Raw genomic sequence first — 19,593 nt, forward strand, 5'->3', positions numbered from 1 at the left:
TGGCGGTACGCACAGGAAGACCAATGTCCGACAACGACGACGTCCCGTTCAACCGCAATTTTCCGCTGAAGCCCGGCGTCGTCGAGGAAGTCCGTCCCGGCGTGCGCCGCGTGCTCTGCAACAATCCGAGCCCGTTTACCTTCACCGGCACGGTCAGCTACATCGTGGGCCAGGGCAGGGTTGCGATCATCGATCCAGGTCCGGACAACGAGGCCCATGCGGCAGCGCTGCTCGATGCCGTCAGAGGTGAGACCGTGACCCACATCCTGGTCACTCATACCCATCGCGATCATTCGCCGAACACCGGCCGCATCAAGCAGGCGACCGGCGCGACCGTCTATGCCGAAGGCCCGCATCGCGCCTCGCGCCCGCGCTTCGAGAGCGAGAAGCACAATCCGGAATCGGGCGCCGACCGCGACTTCACGCCCGACGTGACGGTTGCCCATGGCGACGTCATCGAAGGCTCAGGCTGGCGGCTGGAAGCCGTCGCGACACCGGGCCACACCGCCAACCATCTTGCGTTTGCCTGGCCCGAACGGAAGTTCAGCTTCGTCGGCGATCACGTGATGGGCTGGTCGACCTCGATCGTGGCTCCGCCCGATGGCTCGATGATCGACTACATGGACTCGCTCGACCGGCTCGCTGCGCGCGAGGAGGAACTCTATTTCTCCGGCCACGGTGCCGAGATTCCCGAGGGGCCGCGCTATGTGCGCTTCCTGATCCGCCACCGCAAGGCGCGCGAAGCCTCGATCCTGCATCGCCTCGCCAAGGGCGAGGCCGACATCCCGACCATGGTGCGCGCGATCTATATCGGTATCGATCCAAGGCTCACGACAGCGGCCGGCTATTCCGTGCTGGCGCATCTGGAGGACCTTGTCGCCCGTGGCGTGGTGGCGACGGACGGCGATCCCGTGATCACGGGGACGTACAGGATGGCGGCCGCCTGATCCGTCATTCCGGGGCGATGCGAAGCATCGAACCCGGAATCTGGAGATTGTGGTGCGATTCCACAATGCGCAAATGCGCATTGGGGTTCGCACCTGACGGCGCGCCCCGGAATGACGGAAGGCTATTTCTTCACCGTCTTCGCCGGCGGCTTGACCGGGACGACCGGCGCCTTCTTCACCGGCTTCAGCGCATCGGTGTCGGCCGCGGTGTTGAGGTCGTCGATGAATTTGCTGACGCGCGCGGCGTTGCTGCCGAGGTCGCTGTCGAAATAGCGCGAGGCCGAGCGGATATCGACGCGGGAATCGTCGCCATCGGGCACTATGCGGATCGAGACATCCTCACGGAAGCCCATGATCGGCGTGCGGGCCACCGCCTCGATGCGGCCGATGCGGCGCGGCGGCTGCGGCGGACGCTCGTCGATGATCAGCCACTTTCGCTTGTTGGCGATCTGGAGCGATAGCGCGTAGGCCCGGTCGACGGAAATCTCGAGCTCGATCGGCTCGATGTCCGGATAGAAATGGCGCTGCTGCTCGGCCGAATAGAGGCCGGCATAGACGGCCGGATTGGCGCCGTCGCCGGTGCGAAGGCGCGCCAAGGCCTCGAAGCGCGGCGGGTCGATCGGATCGGTGGTGATGTCGTGGATCGCCGGCAGCCTACGGTATTGAAAGGCAAGATAGGCGGGATAGGCGAGGATCAGCGCATTGATCAGGAAGGCGAACAGGATGCGCGCCATTCCGCGCGAGCCGTTCTGCCAGATTGCCGCAAAGCCCGCGAGCCCGAACAGGATGGAGAGCACCGCGATCGCAAGCCCGCCGAAGAAGGTCGCCAGCGCCGGCTTGATCTCCAGAAAGCCGAAGCGGACGATGATGATCGAGACCAGGACCGCCACCACCGCGAACACGGCCAGATTGCGCGCCCAGCTGGCGAGCCCGGACACGGGCTCCGACTGGTAGGGAGCGGAAAACCTGCGGGCCATGCTGTTCCATCACCGATGTCAGTCGCCGGTTGCGGGGCACGGGCGACGGGAGCAAGCTGACCTAGCGCATTTTCCGCAGGCCTGTGAAGCGGTTTATCCCCCACCTTTATCTCCCGTTCCGGATCCTTGTGCGGTGGTCGAACCATCGGCCTCCGCAAACCACCAATCGTGTATGGCTGTTCAAGGGGGAGGCTCGACGCCGAGCGGCGTCGGGTCGCGCCTCGTCCATGCCTCCGACAACACCAACGCGCTCAATTTCCAGCGCTGGGCGATCGAGGATCGCAACGGGACGCCCTATGCGGAGACGCGCCTATTCAAGGCCATTGCGAAGGGCCTGTGCGGCACATTGCGCGACCGCAACCAGCTCGTGCCTATCGTGAAGGAGCGGCGGATGTTCTTCAGCCGGCGGGAGGCGGGCTCTCGCTGCTCGCAATTGTGAGCGTTCGAAGACGACGCGGCCCCAGCGATTCCGCAGGATTTGCAGGCGATATGGCAGAGAACAGGCGCAATTCTGCAACTTAATTGATTAACCATTCAATCTAAATGATCTTTAGTTGTAGATTGACTCGGTCGCAATTTCGCCCCAAGGCTCTACCGCAAGTTGTTGGAACCGCCCAAGCAAGGGACCGTCCCGGCGAAAGGGACTTCCGCGAACGGCAATTCAAAAAAGAACAACGGCAAGGGAACTACGGCGGGCGTCAGCCGGAAACGTTGCAAGAGTGACCTCAGCTCTCCCGGTTTTGCAGCAAAGGCTGACCGGATGTGCGCGGTTGCGCCTCATGAGCTGCAAGGATCGCAAACAGCGTAGCCGGTGCCGACCACCGCGGCTGGTGGCAGTCTCATCAGGGCGAGTGTTCAGTATGAGTGGTGGACCGGACGAAAGCCATATCGATCCGCACGATCCGATGTACTACGCGCCACGCAGCCCGCGCGAGCGGGCGGTGCAGCCGACGGGGGCGCCGAGACGGTCCACGGAACATCCATCGGCCGATGGCCCGCCCTCTCCATCGCCCGGCAACCCGCGTCGTCGTGACCATTCGGACGTGTTCTCCAAAGCCGTGGCCCAAGCCATGCACGAGGCGATGGAGCCCATCGAGGTGCCGACCGCCCTCCGTAACTCGGGAAGGCGCGCGCTGCTCAGCGTAGTGGTCAGGTTCGCGATCGCGGCAGCTGTTGCGGGAGGTGCCGCGCTGATTCTCGTCATGGTCATTCCGGCATCGCAAAGGCCCGGAGTTCAATCGAACGACGCCACATCGATCTCGTCGCTTTGGCAATCGGTGAAGGGCGCGATCGGTCCTGCACAGCAACGCAAGCAGGTCGCGACCCTTGCGCTCGAGGACAGCAGCGGGCCCGCCAACGTCCCCTTGCCGCTCGGGATGCGCGTGGGTGCTCCCCCTTCCGGCGCTATCGTTGCCATCAACGGACTGCTAGCGGATGCACGATTGACGTCTGGCAAGCGCGTCGCCAACGAATGGCGCGTGCCCGCGTCGGAAATTTCCGCCGTGTCGGTCATTCCGCCAGACGGTTTCGTCGGCCAGATGGTCGCGATGGCAGAATTGCGTGACACCAACGGCGCAGTGCTCGTGGTTGGCTCGAGCCGACTTTCCTGGAAAGCCGCTGCCAGTGTCGTTCCGCAGCCGTCAACAGCCGTCACGGCCGTCCCGCCGGCGCGCTCCTTGGTGCTCTCTCCACCGCCGCAGACCGAAGCTGTGCGCAACCTGGATCCGAAGGAAATTTCTGGACTCGTCAAACGTGGACAGGATTTGCTCACCAGCGCCGATGTCTCGGCGGCGAGGCTACTGCTGCTGCGCGCAGCTGAAGGAGGAGACGCGCGCGCAGCGCTGCTGGTGGCCAGGACCTACGATCCGACCGTGCTCAAGCAGTTGGGCGCCAGTGGCCCGCTCGCGGATCTCGCGCAGGCCCGCAACTGGTACCAGAGAGCAAAAGAATGGGGTGATCCCGAGGCGCAGCGACAGCTTGATGCGCTCACGCCCACCCGCTGATCCCAGCACCGTGCGTCGCGCGTGCCTGTCAATCTCGACCATCCGGAGCTTCAAAATGGCAGAAGAGCACCGGCCAGGCAGACAAAACCGAGCTTCCCCGCAAGCGGGGGAGGTGAAGCGAATTCGCAACCGCAGGACCGAACAGGTCCTGCGGCAAGCTATTCCGGTCATGCCGCAGCGTTCGGGAAGCGATAATCCTTGAACTGGTCGCGCAGTTCGGTCTTCAGGATCTTGCCCGTGGCGGTATGCGGGATGCCGTCGACGAAGGCGACATCGTCGGGCATCCACCATTTGGCGATCTTGCCGTCCATGAACTTCAGGATGTCCTCGCGCGTGGCCTGCTGGCCCTGCTTGAGCTGCACGATCAGAAGCGGACGCTCGTCCCATTTGGGATGGTAGACGCCGATCACTGCGGCCTCCGCGACGGCGGGGTGGCCGACCGCGAGGTTCTCGAGGTCGATCGAGGAGATCCACTCGCCGCCGGACTTGATCACGTCCTTGGAGCGATCGGTGATCCGCATATAGCCGTCCTCGTCGATGGTCGAGACGTCACCGGTGTCGAAGAAGCCCTCCTCGTCGAGGATGTTGGCATCGACCCGGTAATAGGCCTTGGCGACAGCGGGACCCGAGACCTTCAGGCGACCAAAGGTCTTGCCGTCCCAGGGCAGTTCCTTGCCGGAATCGTCGGTGATCTTCATCTGCACGGCGAACGGCGCATAGCCCTGCATCTGGAGCACGTCGAGCCGTGCATCGCCGGTCGCGGCGCTGAACGGCGGCTTCAGCGCCGCGACGGTGCCGATCGGGCTCATCTCGGTCATGCCCCAGGCGTGACGCACGTTTGAGCCCATGTCGAGGAAGGCCTTGATCATCGAGCGCGGCATCGCCGAGCCGCCGCAGATCACCATCTTCAGATGGGGCAGCTTCAGATTGTTGGCGGCCATGTGCTGGAGCAGCATCAGCCACACGGTCGGAACGCCTGCGGTGTGCGTCACCTTCTCGGTCTCGAGCAGCTCGTAGACCGAGGCGCCGTCGAGCTTGGCGCCGGGCATCACCAGCTTGGTGCCCTGCGAAGGCGCGGAGAAGGCGATGCCCCAGCTGTTGGCATGGAACAGCGGCACCACCGGCAGCATTGTCTCGGAGGCGCTGGTGCCGAGCGCATCGACATTGTTGGCCATCAGGGCGTGCAGCACGTTGGAGCGATGCGAATACAACACGCCCTTCGGATCGCCCGTCGTGCCGGAGGTGTAGCACATGGCGGCGGCCGTGTTCTCGTCAAAATCCTTCCATGCGAACTTGCCGTCGGCCTTCGCGATCCACTCCTCATAGGCGACCGCGTTCTTCAACGTGGTCTGCGGCATATGCGCCTTGTCGGTGAGGACGACGTAGCGCTCGACGCTTCCCAGCTTGTCGGCGAGCTTCTCCAGGATCGGAACGAAGGTGATGTCGGTCATCACGATGCGGTCCTGCGCATGGTTGATGATCCAGGCGATCTGCTCGGGGAAAAGGCGGGGATTGATGGTATGGCAGATGGCGCCGATGCCCATGATGCCGTACCAGACCTCGAGGTGGCGCCAGGTATTCCAGGCGATCGTGGCGACGCGGTCGCCGAGCTTGATGCCGTCGCGCTCCAGCATCTGCGAAACTTTCAGGGCGCGCGCGTGGATTTCGGCATAGTTGGTGCGATGGATCGGTCCTTCGACCGAGCGGGTGACGACCTCCTGCCTGCCATGAATCCTGGCGGCGTGTTCGATGATCCGGTGGCAGAGCAGGGGCCAATCTTGCATCAAACCAAGCATTCCGACGTTCCTCCGAGTATGGCTGGACTTGTTATCGCTCTCAGCTCTGGGCCAAAGAATTGTCATGAATTTTAGCCTGCCGGACTTTTGCCGCAAATGGTCTTGTCGCGGCTATATGTCCGCCGGCGCGGCAATGGTTACCGTCGTGCTGGGGCTGTCGCTTGCGCCTGCCGAGGCGCGGAAATATCCCGCGCCGCTCGACCTGTTCGGCTTCGGTCCGCCGCGACCTCGCGGCACCGTTCATCCAGCCAGGATTCCGGCCAAAATTCCCTTGCCGAGACCGCGCCCGGAGGATGCGCCCAAGGAAGTGGCCAAGCCTGCACTGGGGCGGCCGGCGGCCGAAGAAAAACCTGTCGCCGACAAACCGGCCGGACCAGCGGCCCCACCAGAGAAGCAAGCCTCCGCCTGCCGGCTCGCCCTCACTGAGGAGATCGCAATTGCGCCCTCGATCCCCGACATTCATGGCCCGGGCGGCTGCGGCGGCGAGGATCTGGTGCGGCTCGAGGCGATCGTGCTGCCGGACAAGCGCAAGGTGCAGGTCAAGCCTGCCGCGATCCTTCGCTGCGGCATGGCATCGGCCCTTGCCGACTGGGTCCGCTCTGACGTGGCGCCGCTTGCCGCGAGCCTCGGGAGCACCATCAGCGACCTCGACAATTTCGATTCCTTCGAGTGCCGCGGCCGCAATCGCATCGTCGGCGCCATGCTGTCCGAGCACGGCCGCGCCAACGCGCTCGACGTGCGCGCATTCAAGCTTGCCAACGGGCAGTCGATCGGGCTGACCGACCGCACCGTGCCGCGGGAGCTGCGCGAGCGCGTGCTGCATTCGGTCTGCTCGCGCTTTTCAACCGTGCTGGGGCCGGGATCGGACTGGTATCACGAGGACCACATCCATCTCGATCTGATGCAGCGCCGCAACGACTACCGGATCTGCCAGTGGAACGTCTGGGATCCGTTGCCGCAGGTCGCCCCGCTGCTGCCGGCCGAGCGACCGGAGGAAGCCCCGCCACGCGAGGTGGCGGCCAAATCGGATGCCAAGCCGGATGCCAGGTCGGAGGAGATCAAGGAGGGGGCGGAGCAGGGTGATGCGGCGAAATCCGGCGCGCCTGCTGGCGCCACCCAAGCGCCCCGGAAGCCGGCAACAAAAAAGCGCCGGTAGCGAGCCGGCGCTTCTTCGAAAGCCTCAGGAAAGCTCAGTACTGTGAAGTGCTGTTGCCGCCGCCGCGAAGGGCGAGCTGCGAATTGTACGGGGAGTCGCCGTGTTTCGGCTCGAGCACGACCACGATGGTGCCGACCTTGACGCGGTTGTAGAGGTCGATCGCGTCCTCGTTGGTCAGGCGGATGCAGCCCGAGGAAATCGAGGCACCGATATATTCAGGCTGGTTGGTACCGTGGATGCGGAACAGCGTGTCCTTGCCGCCCGAGTAGAGATACATCGCGCGGGAGCCCATCGGATTGTCAGGACCCGGCGCCACATAGGTCGGCACGCCGAGGCGCGAGATTTCGCCGGGGGTCGGATGCCAGGCCGGCCATTCGGTCATGCTGCCGATCTTGGCGATGCCCGACCAGGCCATGGCCTCTTCGCCGACGGTGATGCCGTAGCGGATCGCCTTGCCGCCATCCATCACGTAGTAGAGGTAATGATTGTCGGAATCGACCACGATCGAGCCCGGCGACTCCTTGCGGTGGTATTCGACGATGGCGCGGCGGAACGGCTCTGCGACGGGGGTGTTTTCGTACCGAATCTTGGCAAGGAGTTCCTTGTCCTTCGGCTTGAAGGCCTTGGTATCGGTCGCCTCGAAATGCGTGGCCTGCATGCAGCCCGACAGCATCAAACCGGCGGCCAGAATACCCAACTTAACTTTCAGCGACGACATTGGCTTGGTTCCAATCGAAACAAATACCCATGCGCAGACCCTGAGCTTGCTGCCCAAGTTCCACGATTCCGATGGACCTATTATCGGTTGAAACCTGCCACAATTCCAGCTTTTAGGGCTTTATCCCGCGCTGCAAGGCCCAAGCTGTGGCTTTTTTGCCGCAAGTTTTGAGGCTCTGGGCCGATTTTTGGGCAAGAAATGCCCAGCTGTCGATTCCATGCCACGGTTGCGCCACCGGCCGGCCATAAATGCGAACGCTCCGTTAATGTGATTGTCATCCTGCACCTGTCAGAATCGCGCTAAGGGCCGTGAGCCCGCCTTTTCGGTCCCCCATTGGAGTAGTTCATGTTTTCGGTGTTCGTTCCCTCCGAGTCCTCCCTGAAGAAGGCCGTCGTCGAAGACCTCTCGATACTGCCGGAGAATGCGGTGTGGATCGACCTGTTCAATCCGACCGCGACCGAGGACAAGGCGGTGGAGCGGCTGGCGGGGATCGCGATCCCGACCCGGGAGGACATGCAGGAGATCGAGATCTCCAGCCGCCTCTATATCGAGAACGGCGCGCGCTACATGACGGCGACTCTGATGTGCCACTCAGATACCGACATGCCCCGGACCACGGCAGTGACCTTCATCCTCGGCGACCATCGCCTGGTGACGGTGCGTTACGACCTGCCCAAGCCCTTCGCGCTGGTCGAGGCCAAGCTCGCCCGCTCCTGCACCCCCGTCATTACCGGCGAGATGGTGCTGATGGAACTCCTGGACGCCGTGATCGACCGCTGCGCTGACATTCTGGAACGCTGCGGCGCCGACATCGACCAGGTCTCGCACGACATCTTCGAGCCCGAGAGCGAGCGCCACGGTCACGCCAAGCAATATTCCCAGATCCTGATCGCGATCGGCCGCAAGGGCGACCTGACCTCGAAGGTCCGTGAGAGCCTGGTGTCGATCGGCCGCGTCGTCACGTTCCTGTCGGCCATCGTGGAAGGCGTGAAATGGTCCAAGGACATGCGCGAGCAGCTCAAGACCATGCAGCGCGACGTGGCATCGCTGACCGACCATGCCTCCTATCTCTCGAACAAGATCACTTTCGTGCTGGACGCCATGCTCGGCGTCGTCAATCTCGAGCAGAACAACATCATCAAGCTGTTCTCGGTGATGGCCGTGGTCCTCATGCCGCCGACGCTGATCGCGTCGATTTACGGCATGAACTTCAAGGCGATGCCGGAGCTCGAATGGGCGCACGGCTATCCGATGGCGCTGGTGATGATGCTCGCCGCCGCGATCGTTCCGTACTGGATTTTCAAGTGGAAGAAGTGGCTGTGAGATGGCTACCGAACTGTTACATGGCTCGCAGAGAGACAGTGAACGCGCGTTGTGAAATGTGGCGCTGCGTAGACAGCATCTGGGTCACAATCTCTGCCTCATTTTCTCAGCTAAAATTTGAGCGTTGGGCTGAACGTTTGGGCGAAACTTGTCTGCGATAAGCAGCGGGTAAGCCGCGAGGAACAGCCATGGTTGAAAAACGCATAACGACGCCCCGCAACGTCATCGATCTGGCGAGCTATCGTCAGGTCCTGGCGAACGGCAAGGCGTCGTCGATGTCGGCACGGTTGTGCCGGCACTGTGGTGCTCCGCTGCTCGACGGTGAGAACGACGACGACTGCTCGACTGCGTTCAATGTAGCCGCTCCGCGGCTACGCGAGACATCGCGTCGGATTCGTGCCGATTGAGAAACGGGAGGGGTAAAGGCAATCCAGGTCCTGCGGCGGCTTTGTCTGGATTGCCTTGCTTCCGTTTGCAAACACGGATCGTTCCCGAGAACCCGCCGCATCGTCGCGCAATTCCAGCGCCCTTAAAGCGCGATGAGATAAGGATGAATCGTCATCGCGCTTCAGGCTGTTGTTTGAGCATGATCTCCGCGCAAACGCGTTCCGCGTTTGTCGCGAGGGAAAACCGCTTCACACTTTTCCGGATCATGCTTTAGCGCCTCACTATCTCGGCCACGGATAGCAGCGTCTCGGTGATCACGCCGTCTCGGCTGAAGGGAGCCAAGTGCTGTTCGACATCGCGCAGCATGGCCTCGACATTGTCACCCAATGCTTCGGGCGATGACGAGGAAAAGGTGAGCACGCGCCGCGCCAGGTCATGCACGCTGATCTCGTGTCGCGTTTCGACCCTGATCTCGTCCATCGGGCGAAACGCGCTGCCGCGGAAGAAGGCCGGCAGGTCGCGATGCGTTCGCTCGCCGCGGCTGGCCTCCTCCCAGAGGCGGGTCGGCGACCAGTTGCGGCGGACAGCATTGTACTCATCGAGCCAGGGATTGCGGCCGTCGCGACTGGAGAACGATGCGCAGACAGCGATCACACCATCCGGCGCGACCAGCCGCTCGAACAGTGCAAGCGTGGCGTTGCGATCCATCCAGTGCAGCGCGCGCCCGATCGTTACGATATCGAAGGCACCGATGTCGGCGGGAAGCATCTCGGCCGTGCTCTCGATCAGGCTGAGATTCCGGCCGGCGCGCGCGGCCGCACGCCGTGCGGCATCGAGCATGTCCGGTTCCGGGTCGACACCAACGATGCGGCCGACATAGGGCGCAAAGCCGAGCGCCAATAGCCCGGGCCCGGTGCCGAGATCGATCAGCGCGGATCGCGCGCTGAGGGCGAGCCTCCCGGCGACACTCCGAAAGAATTCCGGCGGATAAGGCGGCCGCAGGTTCTCGTAGAGCGCCGCCGTAGTTGCGAACCGACCCATCGCTCGTCCGCGGCTTTCCTCACCTACACGTGCTGGCCGCCGTTGATGTGGATCTCGGCGCCGTTCACGTAGGACGACGTCTCCGTGCACAGCACGTAGATGATCTTGGCGACCTCGTCGGGCGTGCCGAGGCGGTGCATCGGGATCTGCTGGTCGACGATCTTCTCGGTGCCCGGCGACAGGATCGAGGTGTCGATCTCGCCCGGCGCAATTGCGTTGACGCGCACGCCGACGCGGCCGAAGTCGGAGGCCATCTCGCGCGTCAGCGCGGCAAGCGCGGCCTTCGAGGTGGCGTAGGCCGCCCCCGCAAAGGGATGCACGCGCGAGCCGGCGATCGAGGTGACGTTCACCACCGATCCCTTCGCCGCCTTCAACTCCTCGATCAGCCCGCGCGCGATCATGATCGGCGCGAAGAAGTTGACGTGGAAGACGTGCGTCCAGGTGTCGAGGTCGGTATCGACCGAGCCGAGCCTGGAGCCGCCGGGGCCCTTCGGTGAGATTGCGGCGTTGTTGACGAGCGCATGCAGCGTGCCGCCTTCGAGGCGGCGGCGGATCTCATTGATCGCGCGCGACGTGTCCTCGGGATCGGCGAGGTCGACCTGGATGTGATCCTCGGGGCCGGCGTCCCACGGACAGTCTTCCGGAAACGCATGCCGCGAGCAGGTGATGACGCGCCAACCGGCCGAGGAGAAGCGGATCACGGTGGCGTGGCCGATGCCGCGGCTCGCCCCGGTCAGGAGCAGCGTGCGGCGCGGCGCGTTGGATGAATGCGGCATTGAGATCTTTCGGCTCAGGGATACATCCGCGTCTTGGACCATGGCTGGCCCGCCGCGTCACGGCGAAATTCGATGCGATCGTGCAAGCGGAATGGGCGGTCGTGCCAGAACTCGATACGCAAGGGTGTGATGCGCCAGCCGCTCCAGCCCGGCGGCCGCGGCACCTCGCCGATGACGTATCTGGCGGCGACCTTGGCAATCGCCTGCTCGAAGGCGAAGCGGCTCTCCAGCGGCTGCGACTGCTTGCTCGCCCAGGCGCCGATCTGCGCCTGCTTTGGGCGCGTGGCGAAATAGGCGTCGGCTTCGGCGTCGGTCACCGGCGTCACGTTGCCGCGGATGCGCACCTGCCGGCGCAGCGACTTCCAGTGAAAAAGTAACGCGGCCTTAGGATTTGCGGCGAGTTCGCGGCCCTTCTGGCTCGCGATGTGGCTGTAGAAGACGAATCCGTCGGAATCGAAGCCTTTCATCAGCACCATGCGCACGTCGGGCAGGCCCTCCGTGTCGACGGTCGAGAGCGCCATGGCGTTGGGATCGTTCGGCTCGCTCTTGATCGCCTCGTTCAGCCAGGCCTCGAACAGCGCGAACGGTTCGTCCGCGGCGGTGAAATCACCGGATGTTAAGGGTGTCTGGTGTTTCATCGAGCTCGTATCGGTCATGTCTGGAGTCCGAGTTGCGTTCCGCGGCCCAAAGCGTGTTGTCGTCCGCTTCTGCCCTATATAGGGCATGGGGCAGCGTTGGCCTATCGGCGATCCGGCCCTCCAGCCTTGTCATGACAATGATTCTAATCGGGCTCGGCACGGGCGGCTGTAGCCTCTCCCGCAGTGACGGCGGCGCCCTTGCCAAAGGGCCGTTCGCCAAGATGGGCGAGGGCGATGTCACCGGCTCGATCACCAAGGATCAGGCGCCGACCGAGGGCGATCTCGCCTTCGCCCGCAACGCGGCCTCCGACGTGCTGAGCCAGGGCGACAAGGATGCCAGCCAGCACTGGGAAAATCCAGAGACCGGTGCACGCGGCTCAGTGACCCCGATCGCACAGTCCTACGCCGCCGAGGACGGCCGCAAATGCCGGGATTTCCTGGCGAGCTACGTCAACGGCCGGACCGAAAACTGGCTCCAGGGCTCCGGCTGCCAGAGCGGCCATGGCCGTTGGGAGATTCATACGCTAAAGCCATGGCGGAGCTAGGATTCGCTCAGCGACCCTAGTTGCAAAAATGCCACGGGCACCCCAGATGATTGACAGGTGGGGCGGGGAGCCCTTTTGACACTATCGATTTCCGTGAAGGGAGACGTGACGGATGCGCGACCCCTATGAGGTCTTGGGGGTGCCGCGGAGCGCCAACGCTGCCGCGATCAAGAGCGCCTATCGCAAGCTCGCCAAGAAGCATCATCCCGACAGCAACAAGAACGACCCGAAGGCAGCCGAGCGCTTCGCCGAGATCAACACTGCGAACGAGATCCTCGGTGACGAGGACAAGCGCAAGCAGTTCGATCGCGGCGAGATCGACGCCGAGGGCAAGCCGCGCTTCCAGGGCTTTCCGGGCGGCGGGGGCCCGCGCGGGCGCGCCGGCCCCGGCGGCTTCGAATATTCATTCCGCTCCGGCGGCGGTCCGGGTGGAGGCGCGTTCGAGGACATTCTCAACAGCATGTTCGGCGGCGCGGCGCGCGGTGCGCGGGCCGGTGGCGGCGGACCCCAGTTCGAGTTCGATACCGGCGGGGTCGGGGTCGATCTCGACCTCAACGTCGCCATGACGGTGTCGCTGGAGGAGGCGGTCAATGGCGGGGACAAGCGCGTCCGGCTGCCGACCGGCAAGGAGCTCAACGTCAAGATTCCGGCCGGCGTCACCAGCGGCCAGCAGATCCGGCTGAAGGGGCAGGGCGAGACCGCGCCAGGCCATCCGCCGGGTGACCTGCTCATCACCGTCACGATTGGCCCGCATCCGTTCTTCAAGGTCGACGGCGCCGACTTGCGGATCGATCTGCCGGTCACGCTCTATGAGGCGGTGCTGGGCGGCAAGGTCCGTGTGCCGACGCTCGGCAATGCGGTCGAACTGACGATCCCGAAAAACACCTCGAGCGGCCGGACTTTCCGGCTGAAGGGCAAGGGCCTGCCGAAATCGGGTGGGACCGGCGACCTCTTCGTCACCACCCGCATCATGCTGCCGGACGGGAACGATGCCGAGCTTGAAGCATTGATGCAAAAGTGGCGGGACCAGCACCCCTACAATCCGCGTAGTGTGCTCGGCTAACGCATGATCGGGACGAGCGGGCGCGCTCGTCGGAACGGATCGTGCGCTCGCAGAGAGCATTTTCCCAGCAGGTAATGCTCCAATAGACGCATGGAGCGCGGTAGCACTTCGACGCTATCGTGTCCGGCGTGCCGGCTGCCGCAATGCAGCCGCGAAAAGAGTGCGGCCTCGAGAGGGGGACCAGCGCGGTACCAAAAACCCCAATCGAGGCCGCCTGCGCCGATCGGCGGATCGAACGCCTCTCATTTTCGCGTGATCATCCGGTGCGATAATGAGACGCGTCGATGTCCTGATTCCAAATTTTCGATGACCGAATCTTGGCGAACGCGCTTGCGCGTTGTCTAGGAGCCGTTTTTCTCCGCCTGGTCGTAGACCGCGCGCGCCACCTTGGTGAGCCGGTCGCGGTCGCCGCCGCCGCTCACGACGTAGCCGACGCCGCGGTCGGCCCAGAACAAGGCGCCATCCTTGTTCATCGCGGTGTAGCGCATCTGCGTCTCGCCGGTCTCGGTCTTGGCGCTGTAGATCGTGAACCGCTCCCCGGAGGCGCCCTCGTACATCAGGAAGGAGGCCGGGCCGTTCGGCCCCGGCAGCAGCCGGCCGCCGACGAGCTTGAGCCCGCTCGCCTCGAGGTTCGGCGCGAACACCGTCCAGCCGCAGCGTTTGGTCAGCCAGGCCTGGAGATGGTCGCGCTCGTTGCCTGGGACCTCGACGGGGTGGCGCACCTCGACGACATAGAGGCGGTGGGCGTCGAGCGCATCCTCGGTGAAGCTCTGGAAGGTCGAGGGCGTGTTGGCGGCGCCGTGCGCCACCCAGCCGACCGCGCCGCCGGCCACGAATGCCAGCAGGGCTGCCGCCGCTGCGCCATAGAGCCATTGCCTGGGGCGCTGCACCAGCCGCTCGAGCTCCAGGCGCCTCGGCACCGGCTCCTGTGCTACGGTGTCATAGCGGGCGTGCAGCAACTCGGCCATCGCGCGCCAGGAGTTCACCCGCTCGGCCTCTTCGGGGTGAGCGGCAAGCCAGGCCTCGACGTCGGCACGGCGCTCGGCCGGCAGCTCGCCGTCGACATAGGCGTGTAATTCGTCCTCGGTCACGGAAATCTTGCGGTCGCTCATATCGTTCGTCTCTGGCTCGTCGGCCCGGAATATCGTTCGCCGTTCAAATCCATTCGCCTCTGCTGCGTGCACAGGGCGCCGAATTTCCGATGCATGGACCTTTGCTTGGACCCTGCCATCATTTCACTCTTCTCAGTGCCGGCCGCTCGCCCTCCAGCGCCGCCTTGATGTGGGCCCGGGCGCGCGCAAGGCGTGACATCACCGTCCCTATCGGGACACCCTGGATGTCGGCGACCTCGCGGTAGCTCAGGCCTTCCAGCATCACGAGCAGCAGCACCGAGCGCTGCTCCTCCACCAGCGTCGCCAGCGCCTTCTCGATGTCCCGCCCTTCCGCCTCCGTCCCGCTGGCGTCGGGATTGTTCTCGGAGAGCTGCATGAACTGCGGCCGCCTCGCGAGCGAGCGGCGACGGTTCTTGTTGAGGTTGGTCAGGATCGTGTAGAGCCAGCTCCTGACGTCGCCCCCGAGAAACAGCCGCTCCGAGCGCAGCGCCCGGACCAGCGTGTCCTGCACCAGATCGTCGGCGATGTCGGCGTCGCGTGCGAGCGCACGAGCATAGCGCCGAAGCGCCGGGATCATGGCTTCAACACTCTGGCGAAACGCGCTCATGCCGCCTCGATTGTCCTTTACCTTCGGCGCGAGCGCCTTCACAGATCATAACACCCGAATGGAACGGCTATTCCGGCAACCGAAACAGCGTTAACGCCGCGGATTAGGACTGTACCGCAGGGGAGGGCTGGTGTACCTCCAGACCTCAAGAACCAGCTCGATTGGATGACAGGCATGGCGCAGAATTCGGGTCTGATGCAGGGCAAGCGCGGGGTGATCCTCGGCGTTGCCAACAACCGCTCGATCGCCTGGGGCATCGCCAAGGCATGCCACGCCGCCGGCGCCGAGCTCGCATTCACGTATCAGGGCGACGCGCTGAAGAAGCGGGTCGAGCCGCTTGCCGCCGAGATCGGCGGCCTGGTGCTCGGCCATTGCGACGTCACGGACGCTGCGACCATCGATGCGGCGTTCGCGGTCGTGCAGGAGAAGTGGGGCAAGATCGACTTCGTGGTGCACGCGATCGCCTATGGCGAGCAGCTCGACGGCCGCTATGTCGACACCACGCAGGAGAACTTCACCAAGTCGATGCTGATCTCCTGCTACTCGCTGACCGCGGTCGCGCAGCGCGCCGAGAAGCTGATGACCGACGGCGGCTCGATCATCACGCTGTCCTATTACGGCGCCGAGAAATGGATGCCGCATTACAACATCATGGGTGTGGCAAAGGCCGCGCTGGAGGCCAGCGTGCGCTATCTCGCCGCCGATCTCGGCGAGAAGAACATCCGCGTCAACGCGATCTCGGCGGGGCCGATCAAGACGCTGGCCGCCTCGGGCATCGGCGATTTCCGCTACATCCTGAAATGGAACGAGGTCAACGCGCCGATGCGGCGCAACGTGACGACCGAGGACGTCGGCGGCAGCGCGCTCTATCTCCTGTCTGACCTGTCGTGCGGCGTCACCGGCGAGGTGCATCACGTCGATTCCGGCTACCATGTGCTCGGCATGAAGCGGCCGGATGCGCCGGATATGGCGCTGGGCGGGAAGGACTAACTCCCGTCCGACAATGCCAGCGCTCACGATCTACTACCTTCGCCACGGCGAAACCGAGTGGAATGCGCTCGGGCGTCTTCAAGGCACGCAGGACATCCCGCTGAACGCGCGCGGCCGCGGCCAGGCCGTGCAGGCCGCCCGCATCCTCGCCGATCTCTTTGCGCGCGAGGGCCGCGACAAGGCTTCGCTGCCCTATGTCTCGAGCCCGCTCGGGCGCGCGCGCATGACCATGGAGCTCGTGCGCGGCAAGCTCGGCCTGCCGATTGCCGACTATTCGCTCGACGATCGCCTGCGCGAGATCGGCTACGGCGCCTGGGAGGGACTGACGCTGCCGGAGAGCGAGGCCGCCGATCCCGAGGTCTACGCGAGGCGCCTGGTCGACAAGTGGACAGTGGCGCCCTCGGACGGCGAGACCTATGCCGACGTCCAGGCCCGCATGCGCGAATGGTATGACCAGCTCCGGACCGACACGGTCGCGGTCGCCCATGGCGGCACCGCGCGTGCCCTGATGGTGACGCTCGGGCTGGAGACGCCGGCGAGCGCCGCCGAGCTCTATATCGAGCAGGGCGTGGTGTACGTGTTCCGCGACGGCCGCCTGGAGAAGCATAGTTAACGGGGGTACCGCCGGTCGGGGTTAACGGGGCAACCGCAGGCGGGGGCGCCCGGAGGGCATATCCGGCTTTTCGGGTTCCGGGCAAAAAGTCGCAAAACAACCCCATGCAAAGTAGCTAATGGGCGGTTGTGACCGTCCCGCGCCGCGGTTACGAGGCGCCATTTGACCCCTCTTCGAGGGCGCGTTACCACACGCCGGAACCGATCCAGCGAGCAGCGATGTCCTTCAACACCTTCGGCCACATGTTCCGTGTCACCACCTTCGGCGAGAGCCATGGGGTGGCGATCGGCTGCGTGGTCGACGGCTGTCCGCCGCTGATCCCGCTCAATGACGCCGACATCCAGCGCGACCTCGATCGCCGCCGGCCCGGTCAGTCGCGCTTCACGACCCAGCGCCAGGAGCCGGACCAGGTGAAAATCCTCTCCGGCGTGATGGCGCATCCGGAGACCGGCGAGCAGGTGACGACGGGCACGCCGATCGGGCTTCTGATTGAGAACACAGATCAGCGCTCGAAGGATTATTCCGAGATCAAGGACAAGTTTCGTCCGGGCCACGCCGACTTCACCTACGAGGCCAAATACGGCTTGCGCGACTATCGCGGCGGCGGGCGCTCCTCGGCGCGTGAGACCGCGATGCGGGTCGCCGCAGGCGCGATCGCGCGTAAGGTGGTGCCCGGCGTGACCGTGCGCGGCGCGCTGGTGCAGATCGGTCCGCACAAGATCGACCGCGACAAATGGGACTGGGACGAGATCGCAAAAAATCCGTTCTTCTGTCCGGACAAGGACAAGGCGGCATTCTTCGAGAGCTATCTCGACGGCATCCGCAAGAGCGGCTCCTCGATCGGTGCCGTCATCGAGGTGGTGGCCGAGGGCGTGCCGGCAGGATTGGGCGCGCCGATCTATGCAAAGCTCGATTCCGATCTCGCAGCTGCGATGATGACCATCAACGCGGTGAAGGGCGTCGAGATCGGCGCAGGCTTTGGCGCCGCCGAACTCACCGGCGAAGAGAACGCCGACGAGATGCGAACCGGCAATGACGGAACGCGCTTCCTGTCCAATAATGCCGGTGGCGTCTTGGGCGGCATCTCCACGGGGCAGCCTGTGGTAGTGCGTTTTGCGGTGAAGCCGACCTCGTCGATCTTGCAGCCGCGCCTGACCGTCGATCGCAAGGGCGCCGACACCGAGATCTTCACGAAGGGCCGCCACGATCCCTGCGTCGGCATCCGCGCGGTTCCCGTCGGCGAGGCCATGATGGCATGCGTGCTCGCCGACCACTTCTTGCGCGACCGCGGGCAGGTCGGACGCTAATTCTCTAGTTCTATTGTGTCACACGCGCTCCACCCTCATCCTGAGGAGCCCGCGATACGCGGGCGTCTCGAAGGATGGCCGCGGGCGATATCCGGGCCTTCGTGGTTCGCGCGGCGATGCGGAGCATCGTCCGGTAACGCGCGTTCCGCGCTCCTCACCATGAGGGTCTTGTAACGTCGGCCGCTCGCGCAGCTTGACGCGGCGAAAGCTTCGTCAGCAAACTGTCGGCCATGGATGCATCCGAAATCAGCGCCATCACCGACTGGCTGATTGACGGCGCGCGCTCCGCGCCGATGCCGAGCCAGCTTGTGTCCCAATGCTGCGAGCGCATGGTCGCGGCCGGCCTGCCGCTGTGGCGGGTCGGCGTTTTCATCCGCACGCTGCACCCCGAAATCTACGGCCGCAATTTCATCTGGCGGCAAGGCGCACCCGAGGTCGAGATCGGCACGGTGGATTTCGAGATCCAGGAGACGCCGGAATTCAAGAAGAGCCCGCTCAGCCTCGTCTTCAACCAGGGCCTCGAGGTGCGCGGCAGTCCCGACAACCCCAGCGACGTCGAGCGCTTTCCGTTTCTGCAGGATCTCAAGCAGGAAGGCGCCACAGATTACGTTGCGACGCCGCTGCGCTTCCTCGACGATACCGTCCACGCGATGACCTGGACCACCAAACAACCCGGCGGCTTCAGTGATGCGCAGGTCGCGGCGCTGCGCGCGTTGACGAAGCCTCTGACGCGCCTTACCGAGATCATCACGCTGCGCCGCACTGCCACGACGCTGCTCGACACCTATGTCGGCAATCGCGCCGGCGAGCGCATCATGGGCGGCCAGATCCGCCGCGGCCACACCGACACCATGCAGGCGGTGATCTGGCTGTCGGACCTGCGGGGCTTCACCGCGTTGTCGGACCGGCTGCCGGCCGAGACCGTCGTGGAGATCCTCAACCATTATTTCGACTGCCAGGTCGCCTCGATCCGCGCCCATGGCGGCGAGGTGCTGAAGTTCATGGGCGACGGCCTGCTCGCGGTGTTTCCGATCGACGAATATATTGGGGATGCGAACTACGTCTGCGCGCGCGTGCTCGAGGCCGCGCGTGAGTCACGCTGCAGCGTCGATGCGCTGGCATTTCCGGTCGGCAAGGCGATCGAGCGCTTCCGCTTCGGCGTCGCGCTGCATGTCGGCAACATCCTCTACGGCAATATCGGCGGCGGCAACCGTCTCGACTTCACCTGCATCGGCCCTGCGGTGAATCTCGCCGCGCGACTGGAGAAGATCGCCGGCCGCATGGGGCGGACGGTGGTGGCCTCCGAAGGTTTCGTGCGCGCGTGTGGTACCGAGTGGAACGAGCTTGGCGAGTTTCCGATTGCGGGGTTTTCCAAGGCGCAGCGCGTGTACGGGCTGGCTGAGGAAGCGCCGGTGGTGATGGCTTAGGGCGTTCGGGCGCGAATGCGAGCGGAGAGCATCACTTGAGCGATATCCTTATTCGAGCCGCTACCGAGGCGCCACGTGATTTCTGTCACAGATAAAAAATCCGTCCTCAGGCATCTACACGAGCAGTGAGGCACTGGCTCGCTTCGAGCCAGATGTTGTTCACAGAT

General features: G+C 64.4%; 20 protein-coding genes. 12 read left to right on the plus strand and 8 right to left on the minus strand.

Annotation, left to right across the window (positions count from 1 at the left end; translation table 11 throughout):
- The first annotated feature begins 23 nt into the window (after positions 1–23).
- Positions 24–947 (plus strand): MBL fold metallo-hydrolase, encoded by a 924-nt coding sequence (locus YUU_RS0122220; RefSeq protein WP_027524389.1) that lies wholly within the window; start codon positions 24–26, stop codon positions 945–947.
- A gap of 122 nt (positions 948–1,069) precedes the next feature.
- On the opposite strand, the gene YUU_RS0122225 is transcribed toward YUU_RS0122220, so the two are convergent.
- Positions 1,070–1,924, minus strand: a complete 855-nt coding sequence (locus YUU_RS0122225; protein WP_027524390.1) for a DUF1499 domain-containing protein — start codon at positions 1,922–1,924, stop codon at positions 1,070–1,072.
- A gap of 172 nt (positions 1,925–2,096) precedes the next feature.
- Here YUU_RS0122225 and YUU_RS0122230 point away from each other — a divergent pair, with 172 nt between their 5' ends.
- Positions 2,097–2,363 carry a hypothetical protein gene (locus YUU_RS0122230; RefSeq protein ID WP_027524391.1) on the plus strand — a complete coding sequence of 89 codons (267 nt, stop codon included), beginning with the start codon at positions 2,097–2,099 and terminating at the stop codon, positions 2,361–2,363.
- Between the two features lie 421 nt (positions 2,364–2,784).
- A complete protein-coding gene (locus YUU_RS0122235; RefSeq protein WP_245288069.1) occupies positions 2,785–3,927 on the plus strand; it encodes a hypothetical protein in 1,143 nt (380 codons plus the stop codon).
- A gap of 167 nt (positions 3,928–4,094) precedes the next feature.
- Here YUU_RS0122235 and YUU_RS0122240 read toward each other — a convergent pair whose 3' ends face one another.
- Positions 4,095–5,723 (minus strand): fatty-acid--CoA ligase, encoded by a 1,629-nt coding sequence (locus YUU_RS0122240; protein WP_027524393.1) that lies wholly within the window; start codon positions 5,721–5,723, stop codon positions 4,095–4,097.
- Between the two features lie 64 nt (positions 5,724–5,787).
- Between YUU_RS0122240 and YUU_RS0122245 the strand changes: the two genes are divergently transcribed.
- On the plus strand, positions 5,788–6,879 hold the full coding sequence (locus YUU_RS0122245) for an extensin family protein (protein ID WP_027524394.1): 1,092 nt from the start codon (positions 5,788–5,790) through the stop codon (positions 6,877–6,879).
- Positions 6,880–6,913: 34 nt separating this feature from the next.
- Here the strand turns inward: YUU_RS0122245 and YUU_RS0122250 are convergent, their stop codons facing one another.
- Positions 6,914–7,597, minus strand: coding sequence for a L,D-transpeptidase (locus YUU_RS0122250; protein ID WP_027524395.1), 684 nt, complete (start codon positions 7,595–7,597; stop codon positions 6,914–6,916).
- A 345-nt stretch (positions 7,598–7,942) separates the two neighbouring features.
- On the opposite strand from YUU_RS0122250, the gene YUU_RS0122255 reads away from it, so the two are divergent.
- Together YUU_RS0122255 and YUU_RS56515 are read left to right on the plus strand one after the other, a co-directional pair.
- Positions 7,943–8,920 carry a magnesium transporter CorA family protein gene (locus tag YUU_RS0122255; protein WP_027524396.1) on the plus strand — a complete coding sequence of 326 codons (978 nt, stop codon included), beginning with the start codon at positions 7,943–7,945 and terminating at the stop codon, positions 8,918–8,920.
- 188 nt (positions 8,921–9,108) lie between these two features.
- On the plus strand, positions 9,109–9,327 hold the full coding sequence (locus YUU_RS56515) for a hypothetical protein (RefSeq protein WP_084801504.1): 219 nt from the start codon (positions 9,109–9,111) through the stop codon (positions 9,325–9,327).
- 250 nt (positions 9,328–9,577) lie between these two features.
- Here YUU_RS56515 and YUU_RS0122260 read toward each other — a convergent pair whose 3' ends face one another.
- From YUU_RS0122260 to pdxH, 3 genes are read right to left on the minus strand one after another with little or no spacing between them, the layout of a single operon-like run.
- A complete protein-coding gene (locus tag YUU_RS0122260) occupies positions 9,578–10,348 on the minus strand; it encodes a class I SAM-dependent methyltransferase (protein ID WP_027524397.1) in 771 nt (256 codons plus the stop codon).
- 23 nt (positions 10,349–10,371) lie between these two features.
- Positions 10,372–11,124 (minus strand): SDR family NAD(P)-dependent oxidoreductase, encoded by a 753-nt coding sequence (locus tag YUU_RS0122265; RefSeq protein WP_027524398.1) that lies wholly within the window; start codon positions 11,122–11,124, stop codon positions 10,372–10,374.
- Between the two features lie 14 nt (positions 11,125–11,138).
- A complete protein-coding gene (pdxH, locus tag YUU_RS0122270) occupies positions 11,139–11,780 on the minus strand; it encodes a pyridoxamine 5'-phosphate oxidase (RefSeq protein ID WP_027524399.1) in 642 nt (213 codons plus the stop codon).
- Between the two features lie 113 nt (positions 11,781–11,893).
- Here pdxH and YUU_RS0122275 point away from each other — a divergent pair, with 113 nt between their 5' ends.
- Both YUU_RS0122275 and YUU_RS0122280 read left to right on the plus strand, forming a co-directional pair.
- On the plus strand, positions 11,894–12,307 hold the full coding sequence (locus YUU_RS0122275; protein WP_027524400.1) for an RT0821/Lpp0805 family surface protein: 414 nt from the start codon (positions 11,894–11,896) through the stop codon (positions 12,305–12,307).
- Between the two features lie 112 nt (positions 12,308–12,419).
- Entirely contained in the window at positions 12,420–13,370 is a 951-nt protein-coding gene (locus YUU_RS0122280) for a DnaJ C-terminal domain-containing protein (protein ID WP_027524401.1), read from the plus strand.
- A gap of 341 nt (positions 13,371–13,711) precedes the next feature.
- On the opposite strand, the gene YUU_RS0122285 is transcribed toward YUU_RS0122280, so the two are convergent.
- Together YUU_RS0122285 and YUU_RS0122290 are read right to left on the minus strand one after the other, a co-directional pair.
- The gene (locus YUU_RS0122285; protein WP_027524402.1) at positions 13,712–14,482 is read right to left on the minus strand and encodes an anti-sigma factor; all 771 of its coding nucleotides are present in this window, start codon (positions 14,480–14,482) and stop codon (positions 13,712–13,714) included.
- A gap of 118 nt (positions 14,483–14,600) precedes the next feature.
- Positions 14,601–15,089: a sigma-70 family RNA polymerase sigma factor gene (locus YUU_RS0122290; protein ID WP_027524403.1), complete on the minus strand. Its 489-nt coding sequence runs from the start codon at positions 15,087–15,089 to the stop codon at positions 14,601–14,603.
- 174 nt (positions 15,090–15,263) lie between these two features.
- On the opposite strand from YUU_RS0122290, the gene fabI reads away from it, so the two are divergent.
- From fabI to YUU_RS0122310, 4 genes are all read left to right on the plus strand, one after another.
- On the plus strand, positions 15,264–16,079 hold the full coding sequence (gene fabI, locus YUU_RS0122295) for an enoyl-ACP reductase FabI (protein ID WP_027524404.1): 816 nt from the start codon (positions 15,264–15,266) through the stop codon (positions 16,077–16,079).
- Between the two features lie 13 nt (positions 16,080–16,092).
- Entirely contained in the window at positions 16,093–16,692 is a 600-nt protein-coding gene (locus YUU_RS0122300) for a histidine phosphatase family protein (RefSeq protein WP_027524405.1), read from the plus strand.
- Positions 16,693–16,910: 218 nt separating this feature from the next.
- Complete coding sequence (gene aroC, locus YUU_RS0122305) at positions 16,911–17,999, plus strand: chorismate synthase (protein WP_027524406.1); 1,089 nt, start codon at positions 16,911–16,913, stop codon at positions 17,997–17,999.
- A 230-nt stretch (positions 18,000–18,229) separates the two neighbouring features.
- Positions 18,230–19,426 (plus strand): adenylate/guanylate cyclase domain-containing protein, encoded by a 1,197-nt coding sequence (locus YUU_RS0122310; RefSeq protein ID WP_027524407.1) that lies wholly within the window; start codon positions 18,230–18,232, stop codon positions 19,424–19,426.
- The last annotated feature ends 167 nt before the right edge of the window (positions 19,427–19,593 follow it).

The organism is Bradyrhizobium sp. Ec3.3, assembly GCF_000472925.1.
Lineage (GTDB): Bacteria > Pseudomonadota > Alphaproteobacteria > Rhizobiales > Xanthobacteraceae > Bradyrhizobium.